This is a genomic window from Sinosporangium siamense, from assembly GCF_016863435.1.
Classification (GTDB): domain Bacteria; phylum Actinomycetota; class Actinomycetes; order Streptosporangiales; family Streptosporangiaceae; genus Sinosporangium; species Sinosporangium siamense.
Window position 1 is genome coordinate 361,878 of the sequence record NZ_BOOW01000006.1, and the last position, 21,832, is coordinate 383,709.

Consider the following 21,832-nt stretch of genomic DNA (forward strand, 5'->3'; position numbering starts at 1 on the left):
GGTGGGGGCCGTGAGCGGGGTTCCGTGCCCGGGGTCCTCCAGGGGCCTGGCGGTGGTTAGAGGGTCCTGGCGGCTCCCTGCCGTACAGCTCGTCTCGCGCCGGGGGTGATCCGCCCGGAGCGCGGTCTTCTCGCGGGGCTTGGCCGTTTGTGGTCAACCGGCCAAGTCCGGCTTCGCCGTACGGGCCGGGGCCCGGGGATCGTCCCTCGGCCTGGCTCCTTCGGGTGTGGGCCGGGCCGGGGGATCTCAGGCCTGGTAGTTGTCCGGGACGAAGTCCTCGCCGGGGGCGACCCCGGCCTGGGCGAGGACGTGGTCGCGGGCGGCGTTCACGCGTTCCACGACGGTGTGCTCGTCCACGCCCACGAGGCTTCCGCGGCGCTTGACCTGGCGTCCGGCCACCCAGACGGAGTCCACGAGGCCGGGGTGGCCCGCCATGACGACGGCGCCGGAGGCGTTGTTCATGGGGGCCATCTCGATGCCGTCGGCCCTGATCATGATGAGGTCGGCGTCCTTGCCGGGGGTGAGGGAACCGATGCGGTGGTCGAGGCCGAGGGCCTTGGCGCCGTTGATCGTGGCGAAGGCGATGGCGTCCTTGGTGCCGATCGGCAGCCGCTCGACCGTGGTGCCCGTGCGGTAGGCCCGGTCGTGGGCGAAGGCCCGCTCGACCAGCAGCACGGTGCGCATGACCTGGAAGAGGTGGCCGCTGTTGCAGGTGGCGATGTCGATGCCGATGGTGGGGGCCATGCCCACCGCCATGAGACGGCCGGTGGCGGGCCAGCCGTGCCCCATCTGCATCTCGATCTCGGGGGTCATGGCGGCTGAACACCCGGAGTCGGCCATGATCTGGAACTCGTCGTCGGCCAGGGAGTTGCAGTGGGCGCAGACGACGTCGGGACCGAGCAGGCCCCGCTCGGCGAGCCAGGCCACCGGGCGGTTCCGGCCCCAGGCGCCGTCGCCGACATGGACGGAGATGAGCACGCCGAGCTCGCGGGCGAGGGCCCAGTCGTCGACCGTCACCTCGGGGGTCGCGTATTGCGGGCCGCGCAGGGCCATGCCCATGGTCACGAGCTGGTCATCGGAGGAGAAGTGCTCGGCGCGCACCCTGCGGGCGTCCCGCGAGGTGGGTTTGGCGCTGATGGGCAGCCACTCGTCGTTGGAGTTGCCGTAACACATGACGTAGCGCCCGTGCGTCGCCTTGAGCGCTTCGACCGCGGCGTCCGCGTGCTCGGGCGTGTTCATGTTGTGGGACCAGTCGAGGACCGTGGTGACCCCGCCGTTGAGGGCCTCGTAGGCGCCGGCGAGGTTGCCGGCGTAGACGTCCTCGGCGCGGAAGTGCTCGCCGAGCACGCCGCGCACACCGGCGAAGTATTGGTTGAGGGTCCAGTCGCCGGCGATGTTGCGCAGCACGGTCTGCCAGAGGTGGCGGTGGGTGTCGACCATGCCGGGCATCAGGATCGTGCCGGTGCCGTCGATCACCCATGCGCCGTCCACGGGCAGGTCGCGGCCCACCGCGGCGATCCGGGTGCCTTCGATGAGCAGGTCCGCGCCGTTGAGATCACCGATCGCGGGATCGACGGTGATGATGCTCGCGTTGCGGATGAGGGTGCGGTCGGCCACGGCGGACCTCCAGTGGTTCGGATTGTGCTGCCGGGCTCTCGCGTGTGTGCGGTGGATACCCGTGATACGCCCGAAACCTATGGCGGCCGTGGCCAGGGTGTCAAGCCACACTGCACGCTGTGTAGAAACATTGAACGTAGATCGAATGGGGGGTTGAATGCGCAGGTCAGGATCTATATCCAAATACCTTCCCGGGGTGTGACGTGCTGTGACACATCGATAACCTCATGAAACGGGGGATCACGGGGGAGGGGGCGCCTATGCGCCGTCGACGCTTTCTCACGCTCAGCGGGCTGGCCTTGTGCGCCGCGAGTTGCGGCTCCGCGGACGGATCCGCCGGGCGGCGGGCCGGGCGTGTGTCGATCATGGCCGCGGGCGCCGGCGGCGCGTTCGACGTCGCCCAGGTTGTGGCGGCCACCTTGCGTGACGAACGGCTGGCCGCGGCGACCATGGCCGGACTCGGCACCCCGGCCTCGGTCTTCGCCGACATACGCAAGACCACCACCCGCTTCGCCGACGGGGCCGCCGCCCACGGCGGGCCCGAGCGGCGGTTCCTCGTGGCCGGACTGGCGGACCTGGCCGCCGCGCAGATCGACGGCCCCGCCATGACCACGACGTCGGTCACGCCGCTGGCCCGCCTCGTGGGCGACGCCGAGGCCCTCGTCGTGCCATCGACGTCGAAGTTCACCGCGTTCGAGGACTTCGCCGCCGCGGTCAAGGCCCGCCCCGCCGCCGTCCCCGTGGCAGGGGGGCCGGTCGGCAGCGCCGACCACGTCCTGTTCGGCATGATCGGGCGCTGCGTCGGCGCCGACGTGCGCCTGCTCGACTACGCCGGCTTCGCCGCCAACCTGGAACGTTCCCTCCTTGAGGGCCGGGCCGCCGCGGCGATCGGCCCGCTCACCGCGTGGCGGGCCGGCCTCGCCCGAGGCGATCTGCGGCCTCTGGCCGTCTCCTCGGCCGCCCGGGTCGACGGGATCGACGCGCCTACCATGCTGGAATGCGGTGTACGCGTGGATTATTACGACTGGCGGGGCATCGTCGGCCCGCCAGGCATGAGCGAGGACGACAGGAACGCCGCCGTGGATCTTGTGGACGCCATGGCGGCGTCGCCGTACTGGGCGAGGGCCTGCGCCTCGCGCGGCTGGCGGCGCATCCACCTCGGCGGCGACGACTTCCGCCGGTGGATGACCGCGGAGGACGCCAGGATCCGTCGCTCCCTGCGCGAACTCGGCCTGCTCCACCGCCCCGAGGCCCGCTGCGGGGGGATCTGCACAGGGCGGGACTGACCCCCGTGCTGTGATCTTGGCGACACGGGGACACGTGTCGCACCTTGGATGCGCTAAGCTTAGGTCAGTTGCAGTGTGGTACCCATGTGAGCTTGCGTGCACCTGACGGAATGTAACCTCGGGTGCATTTTTGTTTACCGGTCATCTCCGGGTGTGGGCCTATTGCGGCAACGCGAAATTCGTGAAGTGCGAATTTCGGCCTTGCACCATCAAAAAGAGGAGATCTCCATGGCTACCGGCACCGTGAAGTGGTTCAACGCAGAAAAGGGCTTCGGCTTCATCGAGCAGGACGGCGGCGGCGCCGACGTCTTCGCGCACTACTCGAACATCGTCGGTCAGGGCGGCTACCGCGAGCTGCGTGAAGGCCAGAAGGTGACCTTCGACGTCACCCAGGGCCAGAAGGGCCCGCAGGCCGAGAACATCGTGGCCTCCTGACAAAGCATCACTGATCAGGGCCCGCATCCGCACGGATGCGGGCCCTGATTCGTTCCGGCCGCTATCTGGAACCGATCGGCCTCCGGGCACGAGGTGCCGTACGGCTCAGCCGAGACATGGCCAGGCACCCCGCAGCGGCGTCGCCCGGCCGGCCGCCGGCCGCCCTACCGGCCGAGCTCGGCCGCCTGCCCGTCGATAATCGCGGCCCTGGACTCCGTTTCAGCTCCTTGATCCGCCGGCTCGCGGACGGGCCGTCGTCCAGCCGCAGGTCCGCCACGTGGGACTGGATGATGTGGAAGACGGTCACGAGCGCCGGGACGAGAGCCGCGATGGCCACTCCACACGGGTGCCTGACGACTGATCGTACTAGGTCTACCTACGCAAACGACACAAGGTGTTGGGGTGGTTGCGCCGGGCGGCACTAGATGTAGGATTCAGCTCGTTGCTGGTTCGCCCCCGGAGCCCCGGAGGCGACGCAAGAGGGAACCCGGTGCGGCACCCGCGCTCATGGCAGAGCGGCGGGCACGCCAATTCCGGGACTGCCCCGCAGCGGTGAGTGGGAACGACAGCCGTCATCAAGCACTGGGCGCGAGCCTGGGAAGCGACGGCCACTAGGTGCGCCCGCCGACGACCACGTCGGCGGGAGTGTGCCCACGAGTCCGAAGACCTGCCGGCGACGTCTAGTCCAGGGCTTCGAGGGAGGGCCCGCCGGACCAGCGGGCGACCCGTGCCTTCTTACGGGCGTGCCGCTTGCCGCGCGTGCCCGTCCCGCCGAACGCCGCAGGGGGATTCAAGAGCGCGCGTAGGGAGACAGGCACGTGACGACTGCCGCAATTCAGGGTGTGGACCGGCGGCTCGCCATCGAGGAGGCGGCGGCCAAGGTCATCGCCGACCCGGAGAACTCCAAGGTCGCATCGGCGCTGCTGGCCGAGGAGATCGCCGAGGAGGCGGCGGCCCACGGGGTGCGCCTGTTCTCCGACTCGGTGGCGGCGACACACGCGGCGGGGCTGGTGTCGGACGAGCTGGCGGCGTTCACCGCCGCGCACGCCGCGGAGCTCGACGCGCTGATCGACGAGAGCGCCGACGCGCGGTTTGAATACTTCGGGTTGCGCACGGTCTACGACCGCTACCTGCTGCGGCACCCGGTGACCCGCGCGGTGCTGGAGCGCCCGCAGCACTTCTTCCTCCGCGTGGCGGCCGGCCTGTCCGACACCGTCGCCGAGGCCGCGGAGCTCTACAGGCTGATGTCCTCCCTGGCCTACCTCCCGAGCTCCCCGACACTGTTCAACTCCGGGTCGCGCCGCCCGCAGCTCTCGTCCTGCTTCCTGCTCGACTCGCCGCGCGACGAGCTTGAGGCCATCTACGAGAGATACGGCCAGGTGGCCCGCCTGTCGAAATATGCCGGGGGCATCGGCATCGCCTGGTCCCGGGTGCGTTCCCGGGGCAGCCTCATCCGGGGCACCAACGGCCACTCCAACGGCATCGTGCCGTGGCTGCGCACCCTCGACTCCTCGGTCGCGGCGGTCAACCAGGGCGGCAGGCGCAAGGGCGCGGCCTGCGTCTACCTGGAGCCGTGGCACGCCGACATCGAGGAGTTCCTCGAACTCCGGGACAACACCGGCGAGGAGGCCCGCCGCACCCACAACCTCAACCTCGCCAACTGGATCCCCGACGAGTTCATGCGCCGCGTCGAGGCCGACGGCACCTGGTCGCTGTTCGACCCCAAGGAGGTGCCCGAGCTGGTCGACCTGTGGGGTGAGCGGTTCGAGGCGGCCTACGCCGAGGCCGAGCGTGCCGGGCGCTACGTCAAGCAGGTGCCGGCCCGCGCCCTCTACGCCCGCATGATGCGCACCCTCGCCCAGACCGGCAACGGCTGGATGACCTTCAAGGACGCCGCCAACCGCGCCTCCAACCAGACCGCGCGGCCGGAGAACGTCATCCACCTGTCCAACCTGTGCACCGAGATCCTGGAGGTCACGAGCGACGGCGAGACCGCCGTGTGCAACCTCGGCTCGATCAACCTCGGCGCGCATCTGTCGGGCTCGGCCGCGCCGGGCGAGGAGCTCGACTGGGCCCGGCTCCGCCGTACGGTCGCCACGGCGATCACCTTCCTGGACCGCACGATCGACCGCGGCTTCTACCCGACGCCGGAGGCGCAGGCCGCCAACCGGCGGTGGCGGCCCGTCGGGCTCGGCGTGATGGGGCTGGCCGACGTCTTCTTCGCGCTTCGGCTGCCCTTCGACGGGCCCGAGGCGCTGCGGCTGTCCACGCGGATCGCCGAGGAGATCGCCCTGGCGGCCTACCGCACCTCGGCCGATCTGGCCGAGCGGCTCGGCACCCACCCGTCATACGGCGAGACCCGTGCCGCCGACGGCAAGCTGCACCTCGACCACTTCCCCGCCGCGCCGGTGCACGCCGCCGAGTGGGAGCGGCTGCGTGCCCGCGTCGCCGGCACGGGGCTGCGCAACTCGCTCATGATCGCCATCGCGCCGACCGCCACGATCGCCTCCATCGCCGGGTGCTACGAGTGCGTCGAGCCCCAGGTGTCCAACGTCTTCAAGCGTGAGACCCTGTCGGGGGAGTTCCTCCAGGTCAACCGCTATCTGGTGGCCGACCTCAAGCAGCGGGGGCTGTGGACCCCAAAGGTGCGCGACGCGATCAAGCGGGCCGACGGCTCGATCCAGGACATCCCGGCCCTCCCCGCCGAGCTCAAGACGCTTTACCGCACGGCCTGGGAGTTGCCGCAGAAGGCGCTGATCGACCTGGCCGCCGCGCGCCAGCCGTACATCGACCAGTCGCAGTCCCTCAACCTGTTCATGGCGTCCCCCACCATCGGCAAGTTGTCCTCGATGTATGCCTATGCCTGGCGCCAGGGCTTGAAGACCACCTACTACCTGCGGTCCCGCCCGGCCACCCGCATCGCGCAGACCACCGTCGAGGCCGTGCCCGCCGCACGCGAGTCCGCCGAGGCCGTCGCCTGCTCACTGGAGAACCCCGAGATCTGCGAAGCCTGCCAGTAATCCCGGTTCTCCCGGCTACTTACCCCGAAAGGGATGTCGATGCTGCTTGACCCCGGTATGGACCTGACGCTGCGGCCCATGCGCTATCCCGACTTCTACGAGCGCTACCGCGCCGCCATCCGCAACACGTGGACGGTCGAGGAGGTCGACCTCCACAGCGACCTCGCCGACCTGGCCAAGATGAGCCCGCAGGAGCGCCACCTCATCAACCGGCTCGTGGCCTTCTTCGCCACCGGCGACTCGATCGTCGCCAACAACCTGGTGCTCAACCTCTATCAGCACGTCAACGCCCCCGAGGCGCGGCTCTACCTGTCGCGGCAGCTCTTCGAAGAGGCCGTGCACGTGCAGTTCTACCTCACGCTGCTCGACACCTATCTGCCCGACCACGACGAGCGCGCCAAGGCGTTCGCCGCCGTCGAGCACATCCCGTCGATCCGCGACAAGGCGGAGTTCTGCTTCAAATACATCGACTCGCTCGGCGGGCTCACCCGGCTCGAAGACGCGGCCGACCGGCGGGCGTTCCTGCTCAACCTCATCTGCTTCGCCGCCTGCATCGAGGGGCTGTTCTTCTACGGGGCCTTCGCCTATGTCTACTGGTTCCGGTCGCGCGGCCTGCTCAACGGGCTGGCCACCGGCACCAACTGGGTGTTCCGCGACGAGTCGATGCACATGGAGTTCGCCTTCAGCGTCGTCGACACCGTGCGGTCGGAGGAACCCGAGCTCTTCGACGACGAGCTGGCGGGGCAGGTCACCACCATGATGGAGGACGCGGTCGCCGCCGAGCTGGCCTTCGCCCGCGACCTGTGCGGCGACGGCCTGTTCGGCATGAACGCCGACCAGATGGAGGAATATCTGCAATACGTCGCCGACCAGCGCCTGCGCCGCCTCGGCATGCCGATCAGGTACGGCACAGCCAACCCGTTCGGGTTCATGGAGCTCCAGGACGTCCAGGAGCTGGCCAACTTCTTCGAACGCCGCGTGTCGGCCTACCAGGTCGCGGTGGAGGGCAGCGTCTCCTTCGACGAGTCGTTCTGAGCCGTCCCCGGGAAGCAGGAGACGGGACCACCCCCGGCCGGCTGGTCGGAGGTGGTCCCGGTCGGTCAGGCGACGACGCGTTTGATGCCCGCCGGGAGGGCCTCCACGGTGATCTCGATGTCGATGCGCGGCCCGACCGCGAAGCCGCCCGCGGGAAGAGGGCGGTTGTAGCTCAGGTCGAAGTCGTTGCGATCGATCGAGGTGGTGGCGACGAAGGCCACGAGGGGAGCGTCGCCGTCGGCGTGGGAGCCGAGATATTCGGCGGCGAGCTCCACGGGCCGGGTCACCCCGTGGAGGGTGAGGTCGCCCTCCACGGTGAAGGTGCGCTCGTCGAGCAGACGCAGCCCGGTGGAGACGTAGCTCAACGTGGGGAACCGTTCGACGTCGAGGAAATCGGGTGAGCGCAGGTGCCCGTCCCGTTTGGCGACGCCGCTGTTGACGCTGCCCGCCTCCACGGTGACGCTGAGCCGGGACTCCTCCACGGGGTCACGCACCTCGATGGAGCCCGACAACACGTCGAACCTGCCCCGCACGCGGGCGACGACGAGGTGCTGGGCGGTGAAGATGATGCTGGTGTGCCGCGGGTCGATCTCCCACGTGCCGGGGTCGGGCCAGGTCACTTTGTCTTCCTCTCCGCGGTGGGGCCGGTGATGGGGGTGCCGACGCTGCTTCCCCACTCGGTCCACGAGCCGTCGTACACCCGCACGTGGTCCCACCCGAGCAGGGCGCTCGCCGCGAACCACAGCAGGCTGCCGCGGTGCCCGAGCCGGCAATAGGCGATGACCTGGTCGGCCTGGTCGGGCCCGGCGCCGTGGGCGCGGAAGGCCGCCTCCAACTGGTCGGGCGGCAGCAGCTTGAAGGTCGCCGGGTCGATGAGGTCCTTGAAGCACAGGTTGACCGCGCCGGGAATGTGCCCGTGGCGTTCGGCGCCGTGGTCGAAGCCGTCGCCGGGCTTCACGCGTTCCCCGTGATATTCCTCGGCATAACGCCCGTCGAGCAGCACGACCCCGGGTTTGCCGAGCAGCCCGAGGACCTCGTCCTTCCCGATGCGCGTGGAGTCGTCGCGGCCGGCCCGCAGCGGCTTGTACGCCACAGCCGTGACGCCCGGCGCCTCCGTGACGAGGGGGTGGCCCGCCGCCCGCCACGCGGCCCTGCCGCCGCTGAGCACACGCACGTCGGGGTGGCCGTTCATCTCGTGGAACACCCAGTAGCCGTAGGCGGCGAACTGCCCGCGCCCGCTGTAGAAGACAAGCGTGGTGTCGGGCCCGACCCCGAGCGACCCGAGCATCTCGGCCGCCTCCGCCGGGTTGCGGAACTCGCGCACGTCGTCGGCCCAGAAGAGGTCCTTCCAGAAGACGTGCCGGGCCCCGGGGATGTGCCCGGCCGAGTATTCGTCCACGTCGGGCTCGTATTGCACCTCGACGACGACCACGCCGGGATCGCCGATCCGTTCGGCGAGCCAGTCCGCGGTGACTAGCGGGTTTCCAGGGGGTGCCATATGCGCCGCCCGTCCTTTCTGATGACATGTCCAAGGCTCGGCGGGGGAAAGTGGCCGAGCCCCACGAGGGTGCCTTCGCGTTCTGCCTGGTCGAGGAGCTTCTCCCGGGTGGCGACCGCCTCCTCCGGGTTCCAGTCGAAGCGCTGGTGCCACCGGGTCCGCTCCAGCACGTCGGGGTGGTGGGCCAGGTCTCCGAGGAGCAGGGTGTCGTCGCCCGCGGCGTACACGGTGTGGCCTGGAGTGTGGCCGGGAGCGGCGATGGCGCGGATCGACGAGGTGACGCGGTGGCCGTCGTCGATGAGCTGCAGCACGCCGAGCCGTTCCAGCGGCAGGGCCTGCTCGACGATGCCGGGGTGGATGTCGTCGCGGACGTTGTAGTGCAGCCAGTCCTCACGCGGCACGAGGTAGCGGGCGCGCGGGAAGCGGGGCCGCACGGGCGGGTCGAGGATGAGGTTCCACCCGACGTGGTCGGGGTGGAGGTGGGTGAAGACCACGAGGTCGACGTCGTCGGGCCCGACGCCGGCCGACGCCATGTCGGCGAGGAGCCCGGCGGGAGCGGTGAGACCCCCCGGCGGTTCGTGGTGGGGGCCCCAGCCGGTGTCGACGAGCACGGTCTTGCCGTCGGCGATGACAAGGAACGCCCCGAAGTTCAGGCAACCCTCGCAATCACCGCCGTCCTTGGGGAAATGCCAGATCCAGTCGGGCGTGTGGTCACCGTCCCTGAGCGCGACGATCTCCACCCCGCCGCGGCCGATGCGGAACGCCATCAGAATCCCGCCCGCCCGCACAACTCCCGGAGGGCGTGTACGGCTTGCGCCGCCAGCTCGGCCTCGTCCACGCCGGTGAGCCTGCCGTGCCGTTTGAGCACCTTGCCGTCGACGAGGACGGTGTCGACGTCGGAGGGCGCGGCCGAGTGCACGACGGCGACGGCGGGGTCGACGACGGGCGCCATGTGGAGGCCGTCGGTCCGGATCAGCGCGAGGTCGGCGCGTTTGCCGGGCGTGATGGAGCCGGTGACGTCGCCGAGGCCGAGCGCCTTGGCGCCTTCCAGGGTGGCGATGCGCAGGATGTCGCGCGGGCTGATGGCCTCGGCGTCGCCGCGTGAGACGTTGACGAGGCCAAGAGCGACACGCATCGCCTGGAAGGGATCTGCGGCGGCGCTGATGGCGGTGGTGTCGAGGGACAGGCTGACGCCGATGCCCTGGTCGATGAGGTCGAGCAGCGGCGGGTAGCCCATGGCGAGCCGCAGTTCGGACATCGGGCTCATCGTGACGGGCACGCGGTGTTCGGCCACGAGCTCCTGGTCCCGCTGCGGAAGGTGCAGGCAGTGGGCGAGGAGCAGATCGGGGCCGAGCAGCCCGTCCTCGGCGAGGAGCGACACCTGGTGGATACGTTTGACCTCGGCGCGGGTGCCGGCGCAGTGCATGGCGATGGGCAGCCCGAGTTCCCTGGCGGCCCGGAACTCCGCACGGTAGACCTCCGCACTGGAGCGGGCGGGGCCGCGCAGGTTGACGCCGATGCCGATGAGCGGGTCGTCGGCATATTCCTCGGCGAGGCGTTTGACGTCGCCGAAGTCCATGGCCTCGTCGAAGCCCTTGCCCCGGTCGCCCATGAGGCGGCGCATCTCCTCGGGCGACATCGACGGGTGGGCCGATGGCGCGCCGTAGGAGAAGTGCGTGCGCAGCCCGAGTTCGCGGTGGGCGCGCAGGTCGGCGTCGGCGTGTTCTGGGCCGAGCACGTTGTGCGCCCAGTCGTGCACGGTGGTTATGCCGGCGGCGATGCCTTCGGCGGCGGCCAGCCGTACACCGAGGTAGGTGTCGTCGGCGGTGAAGTACGGCGCGAGCCTGCCTTTGCGGGCGAACCACCCGTTGGCCGGGCCGTCGCCGATCACCCCGCGCAGCAGCGTGCCCCACATGTGCCAGTGCGTGTCGACGAACCCGGGAACGGCGATCATGCCGGTGCCGTCGACGACCTCGGCGCCAGGTGATTCGAGGCCGGGGCCGACCCGGGCGATGCGGCCGCCCGCGACCTCGATGTCGGTGCCGGACTGTTCACCGAGGCCCGGATCCATGGTCAGCGCGGTCACTCCGCGGATGAGAAGCGTCATCGAATCAGATGTCCCGTCAGTCGGAGAAGGAGTTCTGGTCGCCCTTGAGCAGGCGCCAGATCTCCTGCCTCAGGTCGGTGAAGCGGGGGTCGCGGCGGATGCCGAGGTCGGTGCGCGGGTAGGCGAACGGCACGTCGAACTCCGCGGAGATCGTGCCGGGGCGCGAGGAGAAGACCGCGATGCGCTGCGACAGGAAGATGGCCTCGTCCACGCTGTGGGTGACGAAGACGACGGTTTTCCCGGTGAGCTCCCAGATGCGCAGGAGTTCGACCTGCATGAGTTCGCGGGTCTGGGCGTCGAGCGCGCCGAAGGGTTCGTCCATGAGCAGGATGTCGGGGTCGACGGCGAGGGCCCGTGCGATGCCGACCCGCTGCTGCATGCCGCCGGACAGTTCGTGGGGGTGGTGGCGTTCGAAGGCCGTCAGGCCCACCATGTCGATGTATTTTTTGGCGATGGCCTCACGTTCGGCCTTGGAGGAGATCGTGGTCTCCAGGGGGAAGCACACGTTGCCGAGCACGGTGCGCCACGGCAGCAGGCGGAAGTCCTGGAAGACGAAGGCGCGGTCGCGTCCGGGGTCGGCGATGGCCTTGCCGCCCACCCGGATCTCGCCCTCGGTGATGGGGATCAGCCCGTCGATGCACTTGAGCAGAGTGGTCTTGCCGCATCCGCTCGGGCCGAGGAGGCTGACGAAGCCGCCGGGGGCGATGGTGAGGCTCACGTCCTTGAGGGCGTGCACGACTTTGCGCTTTTTGCGGGGGCCGGTCTCGTAGGATTTGCCGACGGTGTCGATCTCGATCTTCTGTGTGCTCATGAGGTCACCTCGGGACGCCAGGCCGACAGGGTGCGGTCGGCCCAGCCGACCAGGGCGGTGAGGGCCGCGCCCACGGCGAGCGCGACAAGTGCTACGGCGAAGACCTCGTCGGCGTCCAGCCGTACTCTCGCGTCGCTCAGCAGGGTGCCGAGCCCGGGGTGGCCGACGAGGAACTGCCCGACGATCACCGCCATGAGGGCGCGCTGCACGCTGATGCGCATGCCGGTCGCGATGAACGGCAGAGCCCCGGGCAGCAGCACCTTGAACAGGAAGTGGCGACCGGAGACGCAGTAGGCCCGCGCCACCTGGTCGTAGACGCGGACGGTCTCCCTGGTGCCGGCCGCCGTGGGGAACACCAGCATGATGCCGGTGGCCACCACGATCGTGGCGAGCAGGAAGGTCTGGCCGATGCCGAACCAGATCACCAGCAGCGGAACCACCGCGATGAGCGGCACGGAGTAGAGCGCGACGAGGTACGGCTCAAGCACGAGCGACGCCAGCCGGTATCTGCCGATGAGGAACCCGGTGAACACGCCGATGACCGCGGCGAACGCCCAGCCGAGCAGCATGGTGGCGACGGTGCCGAACACCAGGCCGAGCAGGCCGCCTTCGGTGAACAGCCGGACGATCTCGGTGACGACGAGGGTGGGGGAGGAGTAGATGCCGGGGTTAATCTGGCCGGCGAGCTGCCACAGCAGCAGGAAGACGACGACGCCGGCGACCTTGATGTATTTCACCGGGTCACCTTCCAGGGGGCGAGGAGGTTCTCCAGGCGGTGCAGGCCGAGGTTGACGGCCAGGCCGACGAGCATGACGGTGAACAGGGCTGCGATCAGCTCCGCCGTACGGAAGTCGGAGCCGAGGGCGTAGATGAGGCCGCCGATGCCGTTGGACTCCAGGAAGAAGCCGCCGAGCACGACACCGACGAGGGCGTAGACGAGGCCCAGGCGCAGGCCGGTCATGACATAGGGGGTGATGGCGGGAAGGACCACCTTGCGGAGGACCGTCCACTGGGGGATGCAATAGGCCTTGGCGACTTCGACGAACTCGTTCTCGATGGTCTTCACGCCGTTGCGCACGGTGAAGAAGATCTCGAAGAAGCTGAAGGACAGGATGAGGGCGATCTTGGCGGTGTCCTGGAGGCCGAACCAGAGCGCGATGAGCGGCACGAGCGCGATGCGCGGCATCAGGAACACCGCGTTGAGCAGCGGTGAGATGGCGTCGTCGACCGGCTTGAACCAGCCGATGAGCACCCCGAGCACCACGCCGAACACCGCCGACAGCAGCATGCCCGCCGCCACCTGCACGGCGGTCTGCCCCCAGGCGAGCTGCAGGTCGCCGCGCTCCAGCAGGCCGGCCATGCCCTCCCACACCCGGCGGGGTGTGGGGAGCACGGCGACGGACACGTTCTGCGCGGCGAGCTGCCAGGCGAGGAGCAGGGCGCAGAACGCGGCCACTCTGATCGTCCAGTCGCGCACCGGGCCGGGCCCGGTCAGCGCGGCGAGCCGGGTGGGAGCGGCGGTCTTCCCGTGGGCCAGCGTCATCACTTGGCCCCGAGGAAGTCGACGGCGGCTTGCTGGTAGTCGAAGAGCACCAGGTCAGAGCAGGTGAAGTCACGCTTGATGACGCCGAACTCCTTGCTGGTGGCCAGGGTGAAGTCGCACATCTTCCGGTCGAGGCTGCCGTTGACCGGCCAGTCGTCGAGTTCGGTGACGAGGGTGGTGTAGTTCTTCTCCGCCGCCTCTGGGCTCAGGCCCTCGATCTTGGCCTGGGCGAGGGCGAGCCATCCGGCCTTGTCCTCGTGGGTCCACCGGTCGGCCTTGATCTCGGCGATGGCCAGCGCCATGGCGATGTCCTTGTTCTCCTCCAGCCAGGCCCGGCTGACCGCCCACACGTCGTTGAGCTGCGGGTTGGCCTCCCAGCCCTTGCAGAGGACGGTGTACTTCCCGGGATTCTCGAGGTCGAGCTCGGTCTGCCGGAAGGTCGCGGACATGCCGCCGTCGAGCTGGCCGCTTTCCAGCGACTCGACGATCTGACCGACGTTGCCGAGGTGGAGAAGCTGGGTGTCCTTCTGCACGTCGAGGCCGGCCGAGGAGAAGCACTTGGCGGCGGTCTGGCCGACGATCGAGCTGAGGTTCTGGGATACGGCGAAGCGCTTGCCCTTGAGGTCGGCCAGGGAGGCCGCGGGGGCGCGGGCGGTGACGAGGAACGCGTTCTTCTGGTCGTTGCCGGCGACGGCGACGAGGTCGGCTCCGGCTTCCACGGCCGAGGCCATGCCGCCGAGGGAGACGTGGCCGATCTGCACCTGCCCCGAGATGAGCGCGGCGTTCATCGGCGAGGAGTCCATCATGCGGAACTCGACTTTGATCCCGAAGTCGCTCTGGAGCAGGTCCAGCACCTTGTACATGCCGGTCAGGGTCGGGTTGGGGAAGGCGGCGCTGGCGATGGAGAGCTCCTTGCCCTGCACCTTGGCCTTGAGCTCTTCGATGGAGGCGGGCGGCTTCACGGGGAGTGCCGCTTGTGTGGGTTGCCCCGCGGGTGCGGCGGCATCGGGGTTGTCACCGCATCCGGCGACGGCGAGCAGGGCGAAACCGGCGAGCGCACCGATCATCCGCCTCATCATTACCTCCAGGGTTGGATACATCTCGTGCCGCCAGCGGCGGATCCCTAGTTTTCCGAGTACTTTGGTAGGTAAAGCATGAAAGACGGTACGACTGAGTTGCAAATCGGTCAAACGGCTAGTCGGACATTGTGACGACGTGGCAGAGTGGCGAGACATTGACGCCTCCGGGGCTGATTGAAGCCCCCCGTTAGAGACGTATACTGAATCCAATTTCGCCCCAGGTCAACGGTTCACGAGGGAGTGACGGATGACACAAGGGCCGCTCAGCGGGCTGTCCGTGATCGAGATCGGGCAATACATCTCCGGTCCCTACGCGGCGAAACTGCTCGCCGACATGGGCGCCGACGTGGTGAAGGTCGAGTCCCCCGAGGGGGATCCAATGCGACGATGGCAGGGTGGCGGGGCCAGGCCGTACAGCCCCCAATTCGGTGCCTACAACCGCGGGAAACGCTCAGTAGTCCTCAACCTCAAACAGCCCGACGACCTCGGCTCGCTGCTCGGTTTGGCCGAGCGTGCCGACGTCCTGATCGAGAACTTCCGCCCGGGGGTCGCCGACCGGCTCGGCTTCGGCTGGCCGGTGCTCAAGGAGCGCAACCCCCGGCTCGTCTACTGCTCCATCACCGGATTCGGCCCCAGCGGCCCCTACGCCAAACGCCCCGCCTACGACACGGTGATCTCGGCGGTCGGCGGCATGTACTCCCACCTCGTGCCGCTTGAGTCGCCCCGGCCGATCGGCCCCGCCTTCTCCGACCTGCTGTCCGGCATGTCCGCCGCACAGGGTGTGCTCGCCGCGCTGCACGCGCGCTCGGCGAGCGGGGAGGGGCAGCGAGTCGAGGTCTCCATGCTGGGCTCGGTGGCTGACTTCCTCACCGAGGCGATCTCCACCTACCTGGAGACGGGCTCTACGGCGCAGCCGGGCGGCAGGGCGGCCCGCGCCCAGGCCTACGGCTGCGTGGGCAGCGACGGCCTGCCGTTCGTCGTGCACATGTCGGTGCCGGAGAAGTTCTGGCTCGGCCTGCTCGACGTGCTCGACCGGCGCGACCTGGCGAGCGACCCCCGGTTCGCCACCCGGGACCTGCGCTACCGCAACTACGACGCGCTCGACGAGGTGCTGAAGGCCGAGACGCGCAAACGACCCCGGGACGAGTGGTTCGAACTGCTCACCGCCGCCGACATCCCCCACGGTCCGCTCAACACGGTCGCCGACCTGGTGCAGGACGCCCAGGTGCTGCACATGGGCTTGATCGAGGACGACACCACCCGCCCCGGCACCCGGTTCTCCACCCACGAACGCCGGCTGCCCCGACTCCGCACCGCCCCCGCCCCCGCTCTCGGGGCGCACAACGAGGAGCTTCTGTGACCGACGACCTGGTCGCGATCGACGTCCACACCCATCCGCAGACCGAGGAGTTCCTCGCGGCGATGGGCCGCAGACGCGGGCAGATGGGATCACACTTCGGCAAGGAGCGCACCCCCGTCTCGTTCGCCGCGCAGGCCGACGTCTACCGCGAGCGGCGCATGATGGCCGTCATCGTGAACTCCGACGACGAGACCCAGTCCGGTGTGATCGGTGCGCCCAACGACCTGCTGGGCCGGGCGCAGGCGGAGCATCCCGATGTCTTCCTCGCCTTCGCCGGGATCGACCCGTGGAAGGGCAAGGCGGCCATCGAGGAGATCCGCCGCTGTCATGCGGAATATGGCATCAAGGGCGTGGGTGAGCTCAACCCCGGGCGGCAGCGTTTCTTCCCCAACGACCGGCACTTCTACCCCATCTGGGAGGCGTGCGCGGAGCTCGGCCTCGTGGTGATGTTCCACGGCGGCTTCCTCGGCGCGGGCGCCGGCACTCCGGGCGGCATGGGTTACAAGCTGGAATACACCCGGCCGATTCCCTACCTGGACGACGTGGCGGCCGACTTCCCCGAGTTGAAGATCATCAGTGCGCATCCCGGGTGGCCCTTCCACCTGGACAACTTGGCCGCCTGCTGGCACAAGTCCAATTTCTACATCGACCTGTCGGGCTGGGCGCCGAAATACTGGCCGCCGGACGTCGTGCACTACGCCAACAGCATCATTACCAAGCGGGTGCTCTTCGGCACCGACTGGCCGGTGCTGGAGGTCGACCGGTGGGTCAAGGAGTTCGACGACCTCGGTTTCAAGGAGACGTCCCGTCGGCGGATCATGCTCGACAACGCCAAGGAGCTGTTCGGCCTTGTCTGAGATCGTCGGCATCTACGGCACCACGCACAACCCGCTGCTGTGGCGGGTGATGGGAGACGGCTCCGCGCCCCCCGACGACCTGGTCGCCACCCGCGACGCCTTCGCCTCCCTCGCCGGGCGGATGGAGGAGGCCAGGCCCGACACGATCGTCGTGATCGCCACCGACCACCTCACGCAGTGGTTCTACGACAACATGCCGTCCTTCCTGGTGGGGAAGACCTCGGCGGTGCCGGCCACCTTCTGGAACGAGGAACGCGAGTTCGGACTGCCATACCGCACCCTCGGCGGGGACGGCGAGCTCGCGCGGGACATCCTCGGCGGCGGCATCGAGCGCGGAGTCGACTTCTCCGCCTCCGACGACTTCCGCGCCGACCACAGCGTGCTGGTGCCGCTGCTCTATCTGAATCCGGGGCTCGACATCCCCGTGGTGTGCGTGTTCACCAACTGCATGGCGGCCCCGCTGCCGCCCGCCGAGCGGTTCTTCCAGGTGGGGCAGGCCATCAGGAAGTCCATCGAAGATTCGCCGCTCAACCGCCGCGTGGCGGTCGTCGCGAGCGGACATCTCGCTACGGAGGTGGGCGGCCCCCGTCATTTCAACGGATCGCCCGACCACGAGTTCGACGAGGCCGCCGTGGGGTGGATGCGGGACGGGGAGGTGGACAAGGCCATCGGCACGCTGACCTATGACCGGCTGCGGGCGGCGGGCAACGTCAGCCACCAGTTCCTGAACTTCATGGTGACCATGGGCATCGCGGATGGCGCGCCAGCCATATCAGCCGAAGGTGTGAAATCTCGGTTCGCCACGTCTCCCTTCTTCGAATGGCCGACGGACTCATGAGCAAATATGCGTTGAACGCTTTTATGCGGGACGTCAACATGGACCCCGACTGCCACAGGGAGTATGTCCGCGACCCCGCGGGCTTCGCCGCCGCGTGGCGGCAGCGGGCCAATGAGGCCTGCGCCTTGACCGACACGGAGTTCGAGGCTCTCGCCGCACGCGACTACGGTGCGATTTATGGCCTTGGCGGTCACCCGTACCTCTTGTGGAGCTTCGCGGAGGCGGTCTGGGTGCCGGAGATCACACGGCCGGAGCTGGTGGAGAGTTACCGGGTGCGGTCCGCCGCCCACGGATACCCCGACACCGCCACCTGACCTCGGCGAACGGTGTGTGGCCGGACTTACGTGACGTTCGGCCACACCAGCACCACAGAACCCATCAGAATCACCGATTAATCCATAAACGGGAAAGATCGCTAGCCGTGGGACAGAAGAGACGTTAGCGTCATCGCATGCGTTCCGTTCATTATTCCGGAGGACGGCTCAGCCTACGGGATGTCACCCCGGACGACGTGGACGCCATACACGCCGTATACGGTGACCCCGCGGCCACCGAGCACCTGCCGTTCAGCCCCCGCACGCGCGCAGAGATCGAACAGATCGTCACCGCGGCCCTCACGTTAGCCGCCGCCGTGCCCCGGCAGGTCTATGTGCTCGCCGTCATCGACAACGAATCCGGTCAAGTCATCGGCGTCGGAAGGCTCCGCATCGATCCAGAACACCCCCACAGCGCCGAGATCACCGTCGCACTACGCCGAGACCACTGGGGTCGAGGCATGGGCACCGACCTGGTGAGGCTGCTCCTCGCCTTCGGTTTCCGCGGACTTCGGCTGCACCGCATCTGGGGCGCACGATCCCCGGCCAACACCGCCGCCCAACTCGCCATGCTCGTCGCGGGCATGGTCGAGGAGGGCCGAGCCCGCCATCACGTGGCCACACCCACCGGATGGCGCGACTCCATCATCCATTCCGCCTTGCGGGATGAGTGGGAACGATATCGGGCGGGGTAGGCCAGATCTTGTCCACTGCATTCAACTGGGGAGGCAAGACGATGCTGTTCGGAGAAGAGCACGTTAAGAGATATCGCGAGACCGGCGGCGCCGAGGGGCACGACTGGAACAACACCACCGTGCTGCTCCTCACCACCATCGGCCGCAAGTCGGGCCAGGCTCGCACCACACCGCTCATCTACCAGCGCCACGGCGACGACTACGTGATCGTGGCCTCCAAGGGCGGCGCACCCGACCACCCCCTGTGGTACCTCAACCTGGAGGCCAATCCCAACGTCGAGGTCCAGGTCATGGACGAGGTCTTTCCCGCCCATGCCCGGGTCGCCACGGCGGCCGAACGGCCTGAGTTGTGGAAGCTAATGAGGGCCACTTGGCCGGCCTATGACGAATACGCCGAGAAGACGTCACGGGAGATCCCCGTCGTCGTGCTCGAACGCCGCTGACCCGACCCCGCACACGCACCGGTCCTGCTCCGGTGCGTGTACCCCCCTCCTTCGCGGCTTTCGCGCAGCGTGGTCGTCCGTATGCGGGGAGGCACGTTACGGTGCCTTCCCATCCGTTTGGGGCACGTGCTCCTTCTTGTACGGCGAAGGCCTGGGAATCGTCACGTCTGCCTGGTCGTCGCCGCCACCCGGAGGACTCCCGCAGTCCGGGTGGCAGGCTAGGCGGATGAAGCTACTGGATCTGCTGTAGGCAGATCGCCTCGGCGTCGGGGTTTCCGAGATTCTGGTTTATGCATTCGGCGATCTCGATGCCTGTGTTCAGCAACACGAAGAAGAGGATCGCCCCCACGATGGAGGCCAGGGCCGCGAGAATGCCCAGCACCAGGCCGGACATGCTCACACCCTTGTTGGTGGCCACTCCCTTGCGGACTCGGCTGAGGGCCACCGCGCCCAGGATGATGGCCGCCAAGGCCAGCGGTGCACCGATCCAGAACGTGAACGGGATCGGCCCGAAGATGAGACCGATGATGCCGGTGACAAGGGCGGCCACGCCCATGCCGTTCTTGGGCTGTGGCTGCGGGGCACCATACCCGGGGTGAGGCGGGGGGGATCCGGGCTGTCCATAGCCGGACGGCTGTCCGTATCCGGGCGCCTGGCCATATCCCGAGCCGGCCTGAGTGCCGGGGTCACTCGGCGGGCCGTACGGATCGCTCACGGTTTTCTCCTTGCTTTGGGGGGCTTCGCATTAGACGCTGCACGGTCGAGCGTGGTTTCACTCGGCTACTCGGATATCCGAGAGGTGCGTCATTCTGTTACATGGATGGACGGGTTTCCTGGAGCGGTGGGATTACCTACATTAGCGGCGGGTGGAGTCCGCCATCACCTCCATAAACGTCACCGCCGGCACACAGAGCGTGTTTTCCGGTGTCGGCATGTTGAAGTGCCTGCCGTCCGGTCACGGATCTAGCGGGCCGGCGGCGGGCGGGGTAGCGTTCCACGGAAGCCCACTCATCAGGGGGAACCGTGGAGAATGTCACCTACGACCGTCGGGAACAGCTTGACCAGATCGCGAGTGGCCTGCTGCAGGGTGAGCAGATCATCGCCGTTTACGACGCCATCGGAGCCGGCACGGGATTCCTCGGCCTGACCAATCGGCGAGTGATTGTGCAGGACAAGTCTTTCATCGGGAAGAAAGTGGCGATCACCAGCATTCCCTATAGCAGGATCTCAGCCGTCAGCGTGGTCAGCAATAAGTCCTGGGCGGGTGGGTTTTTCTCCTCCGGGGCCATTGCCATTCACGTCGGGACGCACACCTATGAGGTGGAGTTTCGCGGAGACCACAAAAGCCATCACGTCCACAATGTGATTCTGCATTATATTTCCGCTTAGCCGTGACCCTCGGTGATCCATCCCGTCCGGCGAGGTCAGCTAGCCACACTCCGGGGATAACCCTTACCGTGACCCCCTGGCCGCGGAGCCGTCGATCATTCCGAGGACTTTGCCGTACATCCGGATCGCGTGTGGCGACGACGTGACCACATAGCCCGGGAAGCTGGGAATTTCCTGGCAGAAGGCGATGAGGCGGTTAAAAACCACGGTCGCGTTTGCCGGTCGCCTCTCCGGGTTCTTGTCCAGCAGCCAGAGAACCAGCCGCTCCAAATCTTGAGGAACGTCCCTGCGTCGCCGCCGAAGCGGCCGCGGCGGGAGTTCGAGATGATTGTCCATGGAGGCGAGCGGAGTCCCCCCGAGAAACTGGTTCTCCCCGGTGAGCATCTCGTCGAGCACCACCCCCAGCGTGTAAAGATCGCTTCGCGGGCCGACCGTGCCGTCCGCCACCTGTTCCGGGGCCATATATTCCGGAGTGCCGACGACCGCGGCCCAGGCGACGGGGATCTCCGCCTCGTCCAGCACGGTGGACACCGAGACACCCTCGACGCGCTGCATAACGAGGTAGAGCCGGTCGTCCCGGGTGCCGCAGTCGTAGACCGCGGGCACTCCGGGATGTTGCAGTCCTGCGGTTACCCGGCATTCACGCACAAATCTCCGCGTGAGCCCCTTGTCCGGACGGCCGTCCGGGAACCGGTCGACCCGGATGAACATGTCATCCGCTATGAGCGGACCAGCCACTACTTCTACGTTCTCGCCGACGGGAACGCGGTCAACTTCCTGCACGGAGCGAGCGTTGGTGCTTTTATCTATCTCGTGCAGGGCGAGATCATTGCGGCTACGGCGCGGCTGACCTCCGTCGGTCATGAAGCCGGGATGCACGAACTCGACCCTGCCGATCGCAGCCGGATCGCCGCGACCTGGCTTAGCTACTTCGATGGGACTTCATGAGCATCACCACCGACGAGATCCGTGCCTCGGTCGCCCGCTATCTGAAGCGGTATCCTGGCGAGGCCGGCCACCTTCGGCCGCTGACCGACGCTCTGGCGAGTGGGAAGGAGCTCACGTCCCGGAAGCAGTTCGACGGCGGTCACGTCACGTGTGGTGCGGTTGTGATCGACGACACCGGCAAGCTGTTGCTCATTCAGCACAAGACTCTTGGCAAGTGGCTGCTTCCAGGCGGCCACCTCGAACCCCAAGACGTCGGGCTACTCCATGCTTCCCTGCGGGAGTTGGAGGAGGAGACCGGCATCTCCTGGCATGGTGCGGTTTCCCCGCCCGGTCAGGACCACACCCCCGTGGACATCGACATTCACACCATCCCGGCCAGCCCGTCCAAGGGCGAGCCCGAGCACTGGCATGCGGACTTCCGATGGGCGTTCCGGGTGAAGGAGCCCAAGGTCGTCCTCCAGGTCGAAGAGGTGGACGGTTACGCCTGGTGACTCGTGAGCGACAGCCCCACTTCCAAGCTCGCCATGAAGATCAAGGGTCTCTGACGGCTGAAGCGC

The 21,832-nt window shown here is 68.1% G+C and carries 25 protein-coding genes and 1 riboswitch; of the genes, 13 read left to right on the plus strand and 12 right to left on the minus strand.

Features of this window, described 5'->3' with window-relative positions:
• Positions 1 to 246: 246 nt before the first annotated feature.
• The gene (locus tag Ssi02_RS03555) at positions 247 to 1,617 is read right to left on the minus strand and encodes an amidohydrolase family protein (protein WP_204020936.1); all 1,371 of its coding nucleotides are present in this window, start codon (positions 1,615 to 1,617) and stop codon (positions 247 to 249) included.
• 260 nt (positions 1,618 to 1,877) lie between these two features.
• On the opposite strand from Ssi02_RS03555, the gene Ssi02_RS03560 reads away from it, so the two are divergent.
• Both Ssi02_RS03560 and Ssi02_RS03565 read left to right on the plus strand, forming a co-directional pair.
• Positions 1,878 to 2,903, plus strand: a complete 1,026-nt coding sequence (locus Ssi02_RS03560; protein WP_204020938.1) for a Bug family tripartite tricarboxylate transporter substrate binding protein — start codon at positions 1,878 to 1,880, stop codon at positions 2,901 to 2,903.
• A 228-nt stretch (positions 2,904 to 3,131) separates the two neighbouring features.
• Positions 3,132 to 3,338 (plus strand): cold-shock protein, encoded by a 207-nt coding sequence (locus Ssi02_RS03565; protein WP_204020940.1) that lies wholly within the window; start codon positions 3,132 to 3,134, stop codon positions 3,336 to 3,338.
• Positions 3,339 to 3,767: 429 nt separating this feature from the next.
• A riboswitch (cobalamin riboswitch) is annotated at positions 3,768 to 4,027 on the plus strand.
• On the opposite strand, the gene Ssi02_RS03570 is transcribed toward Ssi02_RS03565, so the two are convergent.
• The gene (locus Ssi02_RS03570) at positions 4,019 to 4,156 is read right to left on the minus strand and encodes a hypothetical protein (protein ID WP_204020943.1); all 138 of its coding nucleotides are present in this window, start codon (positions 4,154 to 4,156) and stop codon (positions 4,019 to 4,021) included. It overlaps the preceding riboswitch by 9 nt.
• On the opposite strand from Ssi02_RS03570, the gene Ssi02_RS03575 reads away from it, so the two are divergent.
• On the plus strand, positions 4,157 to 6,358 hold the full coding sequence (locus Ssi02_RS03575) for a ribonucleoside-diphosphate reductase subunit alpha (protein ID WP_204020945.1): 2,202 nt from the start codon (positions 4,157 to 4,159) through the stop codon (positions 6,356 to 6,358).
• Between the two features lie 39 nt (positions 6,359 to 6,397).
• Positions 6,398 to 7,393 (plus strand): ribonucleotide-diphosphate reductase subunit beta, encoded by a 996-nt coding sequence (locus tag Ssi02_RS03580; protein WP_204020947.1) that lies wholly within the window; start codon positions 6,398 to 6,400, stop codon positions 7,391 to 7,393.
• Between the two features lie 65 nt (positions 7,394 to 7,458).
• Here the strand turns inward: Ssi02_RS03580 and Ssi02_RS03585 are convergent, their stop codons facing one another.
• The 8 genes from Ssi02_RS03585 to Ssi02_RS03620 are packed head-to-tail and all read right to left on the minus strand — an operon-like array spanning position 7,459 to position 14,428.
• Positions 7,459 to 8,013, minus strand: a complete 555-nt coding sequence (locus tag Ssi02_RS03585) for a YceI family protein (protein WP_204020949.1) — start codon at positions 8,011 to 8,013, stop codon at positions 7,459 to 7,461.
• A complete protein-coding gene (locus Ssi02_RS03590; protein WP_204020951.1) occupies positions 8,010 to 8,891 on the minus strand; it encodes a sulfurtransferase in 882 nt (293 codons plus the stop codon). The genes Ssi02_RS03585 and Ssi02_RS03590 overlap by 4 nt, the downstream gene beginning before the upstream one ends.
• Complete coding sequence (locus Ssi02_RS03595) at positions 8,867 to 9,658, minus strand: MBL fold metallo-hydrolase (RefSeq protein WP_204020953.1); 792 nt, start codon at positions 9,656 to 9,658, stop codon at positions 8,867 to 8,869. Before Ssi02_RS03595 ends, Ssi02_RS03590 begins: the two co-directional genes overlap by 25 nt.
• Positions 9,658 to 10,998, minus strand: coding sequence for an amidohydrolase family protein (locus tag Ssi02_RS03600; RefSeq protein ID WP_204020955.1), 1,341 nt, complete (start codon positions 10,996 to 10,998; stop codon positions 9,658 to 9,660). Before Ssi02_RS03600 ends, Ssi02_RS03595 begins: the two co-directional genes overlap by 1 nt.
• Positions 10,999 to 11,014: 16 nt before the next feature.
• Positions 11,015 to 11,809 (minus strand): ABC transporter ATP-binding protein, encoded by a 795-nt coding sequence (locus Ssi02_RS03605; RefSeq protein WP_204020957.1) that lies wholly within the window; start codon positions 11,807 to 11,809, stop codon positions 11,015 to 11,017.
• Positions 11,806 to 12,546, minus strand: a complete 741-nt coding sequence (locus Ssi02_RS03610; protein WP_204020959.1) for an ABC transporter permease — start codon at positions 12,544 to 12,546, stop codon at positions 11,806 to 11,808. Before Ssi02_RS03610 ends, Ssi02_RS03605 begins: the two co-directional genes overlap by 4 nt.
• Positions 12,543 to 13,352 (minus strand): ABC transporter permease, encoded by an 810-nt coding sequence (locus Ssi02_RS03615; protein WP_204020961.1) that lies wholly within the window; start codon positions 13,350 to 13,352, stop codon positions 12,543 to 12,545. The genes Ssi02_RS03610 and Ssi02_RS03615 overlap by 4 nt, the downstream gene beginning before the upstream one ends.
• On the minus strand, positions 13,352 to 14,428 hold the full coding sequence (locus tag Ssi02_RS03620; protein ID WP_204020963.1) for an ABC transporter substrate-binding protein: 1,077 nt from the start codon (positions 14,426 to 14,428) through the stop codon (positions 13,352 to 13,354). Before Ssi02_RS03620 ends, Ssi02_RS03615 begins: the two co-directional genes overlap by 1 nt.
• A 250-nt stretch (positions 14,429 to 14,678) precedes the next feature.
• Between Ssi02_RS03620 and Ssi02_RS03625 the strand changes: the two genes are divergently transcribed.
• The 6 genes from Ssi02_RS03625 to Ssi02_RS03650 all read left to right on the plus strand — a co-directional run bounded on the left by Ssi02_RS03625 (position 14,679) and on the right by Ssi02_RS03650 (position 18,938).
• Positions 14,679 to 15,791, plus strand: coding sequence for a CaiB/BaiF CoA transferase family protein (locus Ssi02_RS03625; RefSeq protein ID WP_204020965.1), 1,113 nt, complete (start codon positions 14,679 to 14,681; stop codon positions 15,789 to 15,791).
• The gene (locus Ssi02_RS03630; RefSeq protein WP_204020967.1) at positions 15,788 to 16,648 is read left to right on the plus strand and encodes an amidohydrolase family protein; all 861 of its coding nucleotides are present in this window, start codon (positions 15,788 to 15,790) and stop codon (positions 16,646 to 16,648) included. Before Ssi02_RS03625 ends, Ssi02_RS03630 begins: the two co-directional genes overlap by 4 nt.
• Entirely contained in the window at positions 16,641 to 17,486 is an 846-nt protein-coding gene (locus Ssi02_RS03635; RefSeq protein WP_204020969.1) for a DODA-type extradiol aromatic ring-opening family dioxygenase, read from the plus strand. The genes Ssi02_RS03630 and Ssi02_RS03635 overlap by 8 nt, the downstream gene beginning before the upstream one ends.
• Positions 17,483 to 17,800, plus strand: a complete 318-nt coding sequence (locus Ssi02_RS03640) for a hypothetical protein (RefSeq protein WP_204020971.1) — start codon at positions 17,483 to 17,485, stop codon at positions 17,798 to 17,800. The genes Ssi02_RS03635 and Ssi02_RS03640 overlap by 4 nt, the downstream gene beginning before the upstream one ends.
• A 137-nt stretch (positions 17,801 to 17,937) precedes the next feature.
• Positions 17,938 to 18,495, plus strand: coding sequence for a GNAT family N-acetyltransferase (locus Ssi02_RS03645; RefSeq protein WP_204020973.1), 558 nt, complete (start codon positions 17,938 to 17,940; stop codon positions 18,493 to 18,495).
• Between the two features lie 41 nt (positions 18,496 to 18,536).
• Positions 18,537 to 18,938: a nitroreductase family deazaflavin-dependent oxidoreductase gene (locus Ssi02_RS03650; protein ID WP_204021442.1), complete on the plus strand. Its 402-nt coding sequence runs from the start codon at positions 18,537 to 18,539 to the stop codon at positions 18,936 to 18,938.
• A 232-nt stretch (positions 18,939 to 19,170) separates the two neighbouring features.
• Here Ssi02_RS03650 and Ssi02_RS03655 read toward each other — a convergent pair whose 3' ends face one another.
• Positions 19,171 to 19,488 carry a DUF4190 domain-containing protein gene (locus Ssi02_RS03655; RefSeq protein ID WP_204020975.1) on the minus strand — a complete coding sequence of 106 codons (318 nt, stop codon included), beginning with the start codon at positions 19,486 to 19,488 and terminating at the stop codon, positions 19,171 to 19,173.
• Between the two features lie 473 nt (positions 19,489 to 19,961).
• On the opposite strand from Ssi02_RS03655, the gene Ssi02_RS03660 reads away from it, so the two are divergent.
• Entirely contained in the window at positions 19,962 to 20,327 is a 366-nt protein-coding gene (locus Ssi02_RS03660; RefSeq protein WP_204020977.1) for a PH domain-containing protein, read from the plus strand.
• 63 nt (positions 20,328 to 20,390) lie between these two features.
• On the opposite strand, the gene Ssi02_RS03665 is transcribed toward Ssi02_RS03660, so the two are convergent.
• The gene (locus Ssi02_RS03665) at positions 20,391 to 20,933 is read right to left on the minus strand and encodes a protein kinase domain-containing protein (RefSeq protein WP_275410576.1); all 543 of its coding nucleotides are present in this window, start codon (positions 20,931 to 20,933) and stop codon (positions 20,391 to 20,393) included.
• 6 nt (positions 20,934 to 20,939) lie between these two features.
• On the opposite strand from Ssi02_RS03665, the gene Ssi02_RS03670 reads away from it, so the two are divergent.
• Together Ssi02_RS03670 and Ssi02_RS03675 are read left to right on the plus strand one after the other, a co-directional pair.
• On the plus strand, positions 20,940 to 21,275 hold the full coding sequence (locus tag Ssi02_RS03670; protein ID WP_204021491.1) for a hypothetical protein: 336 nt from the start codon (positions 20,940 to 20,942) through the stop codon (positions 21,273 to 21,275).
• Positions 21,272 to 21,766, plus strand: coding sequence for an NUDIX hydrolase (locus tag Ssi02_RS03675; protein WP_204020979.1), 495 nt, complete (start codon positions 21,272 to 21,274; stop codon positions 21,764 to 21,766). Before Ssi02_RS03670 ends, Ssi02_RS03675 begins: the two co-directional genes overlap by 4 nt.
• Positions 21,767 to 21,832: the final 66 nt, after the last annotated feature.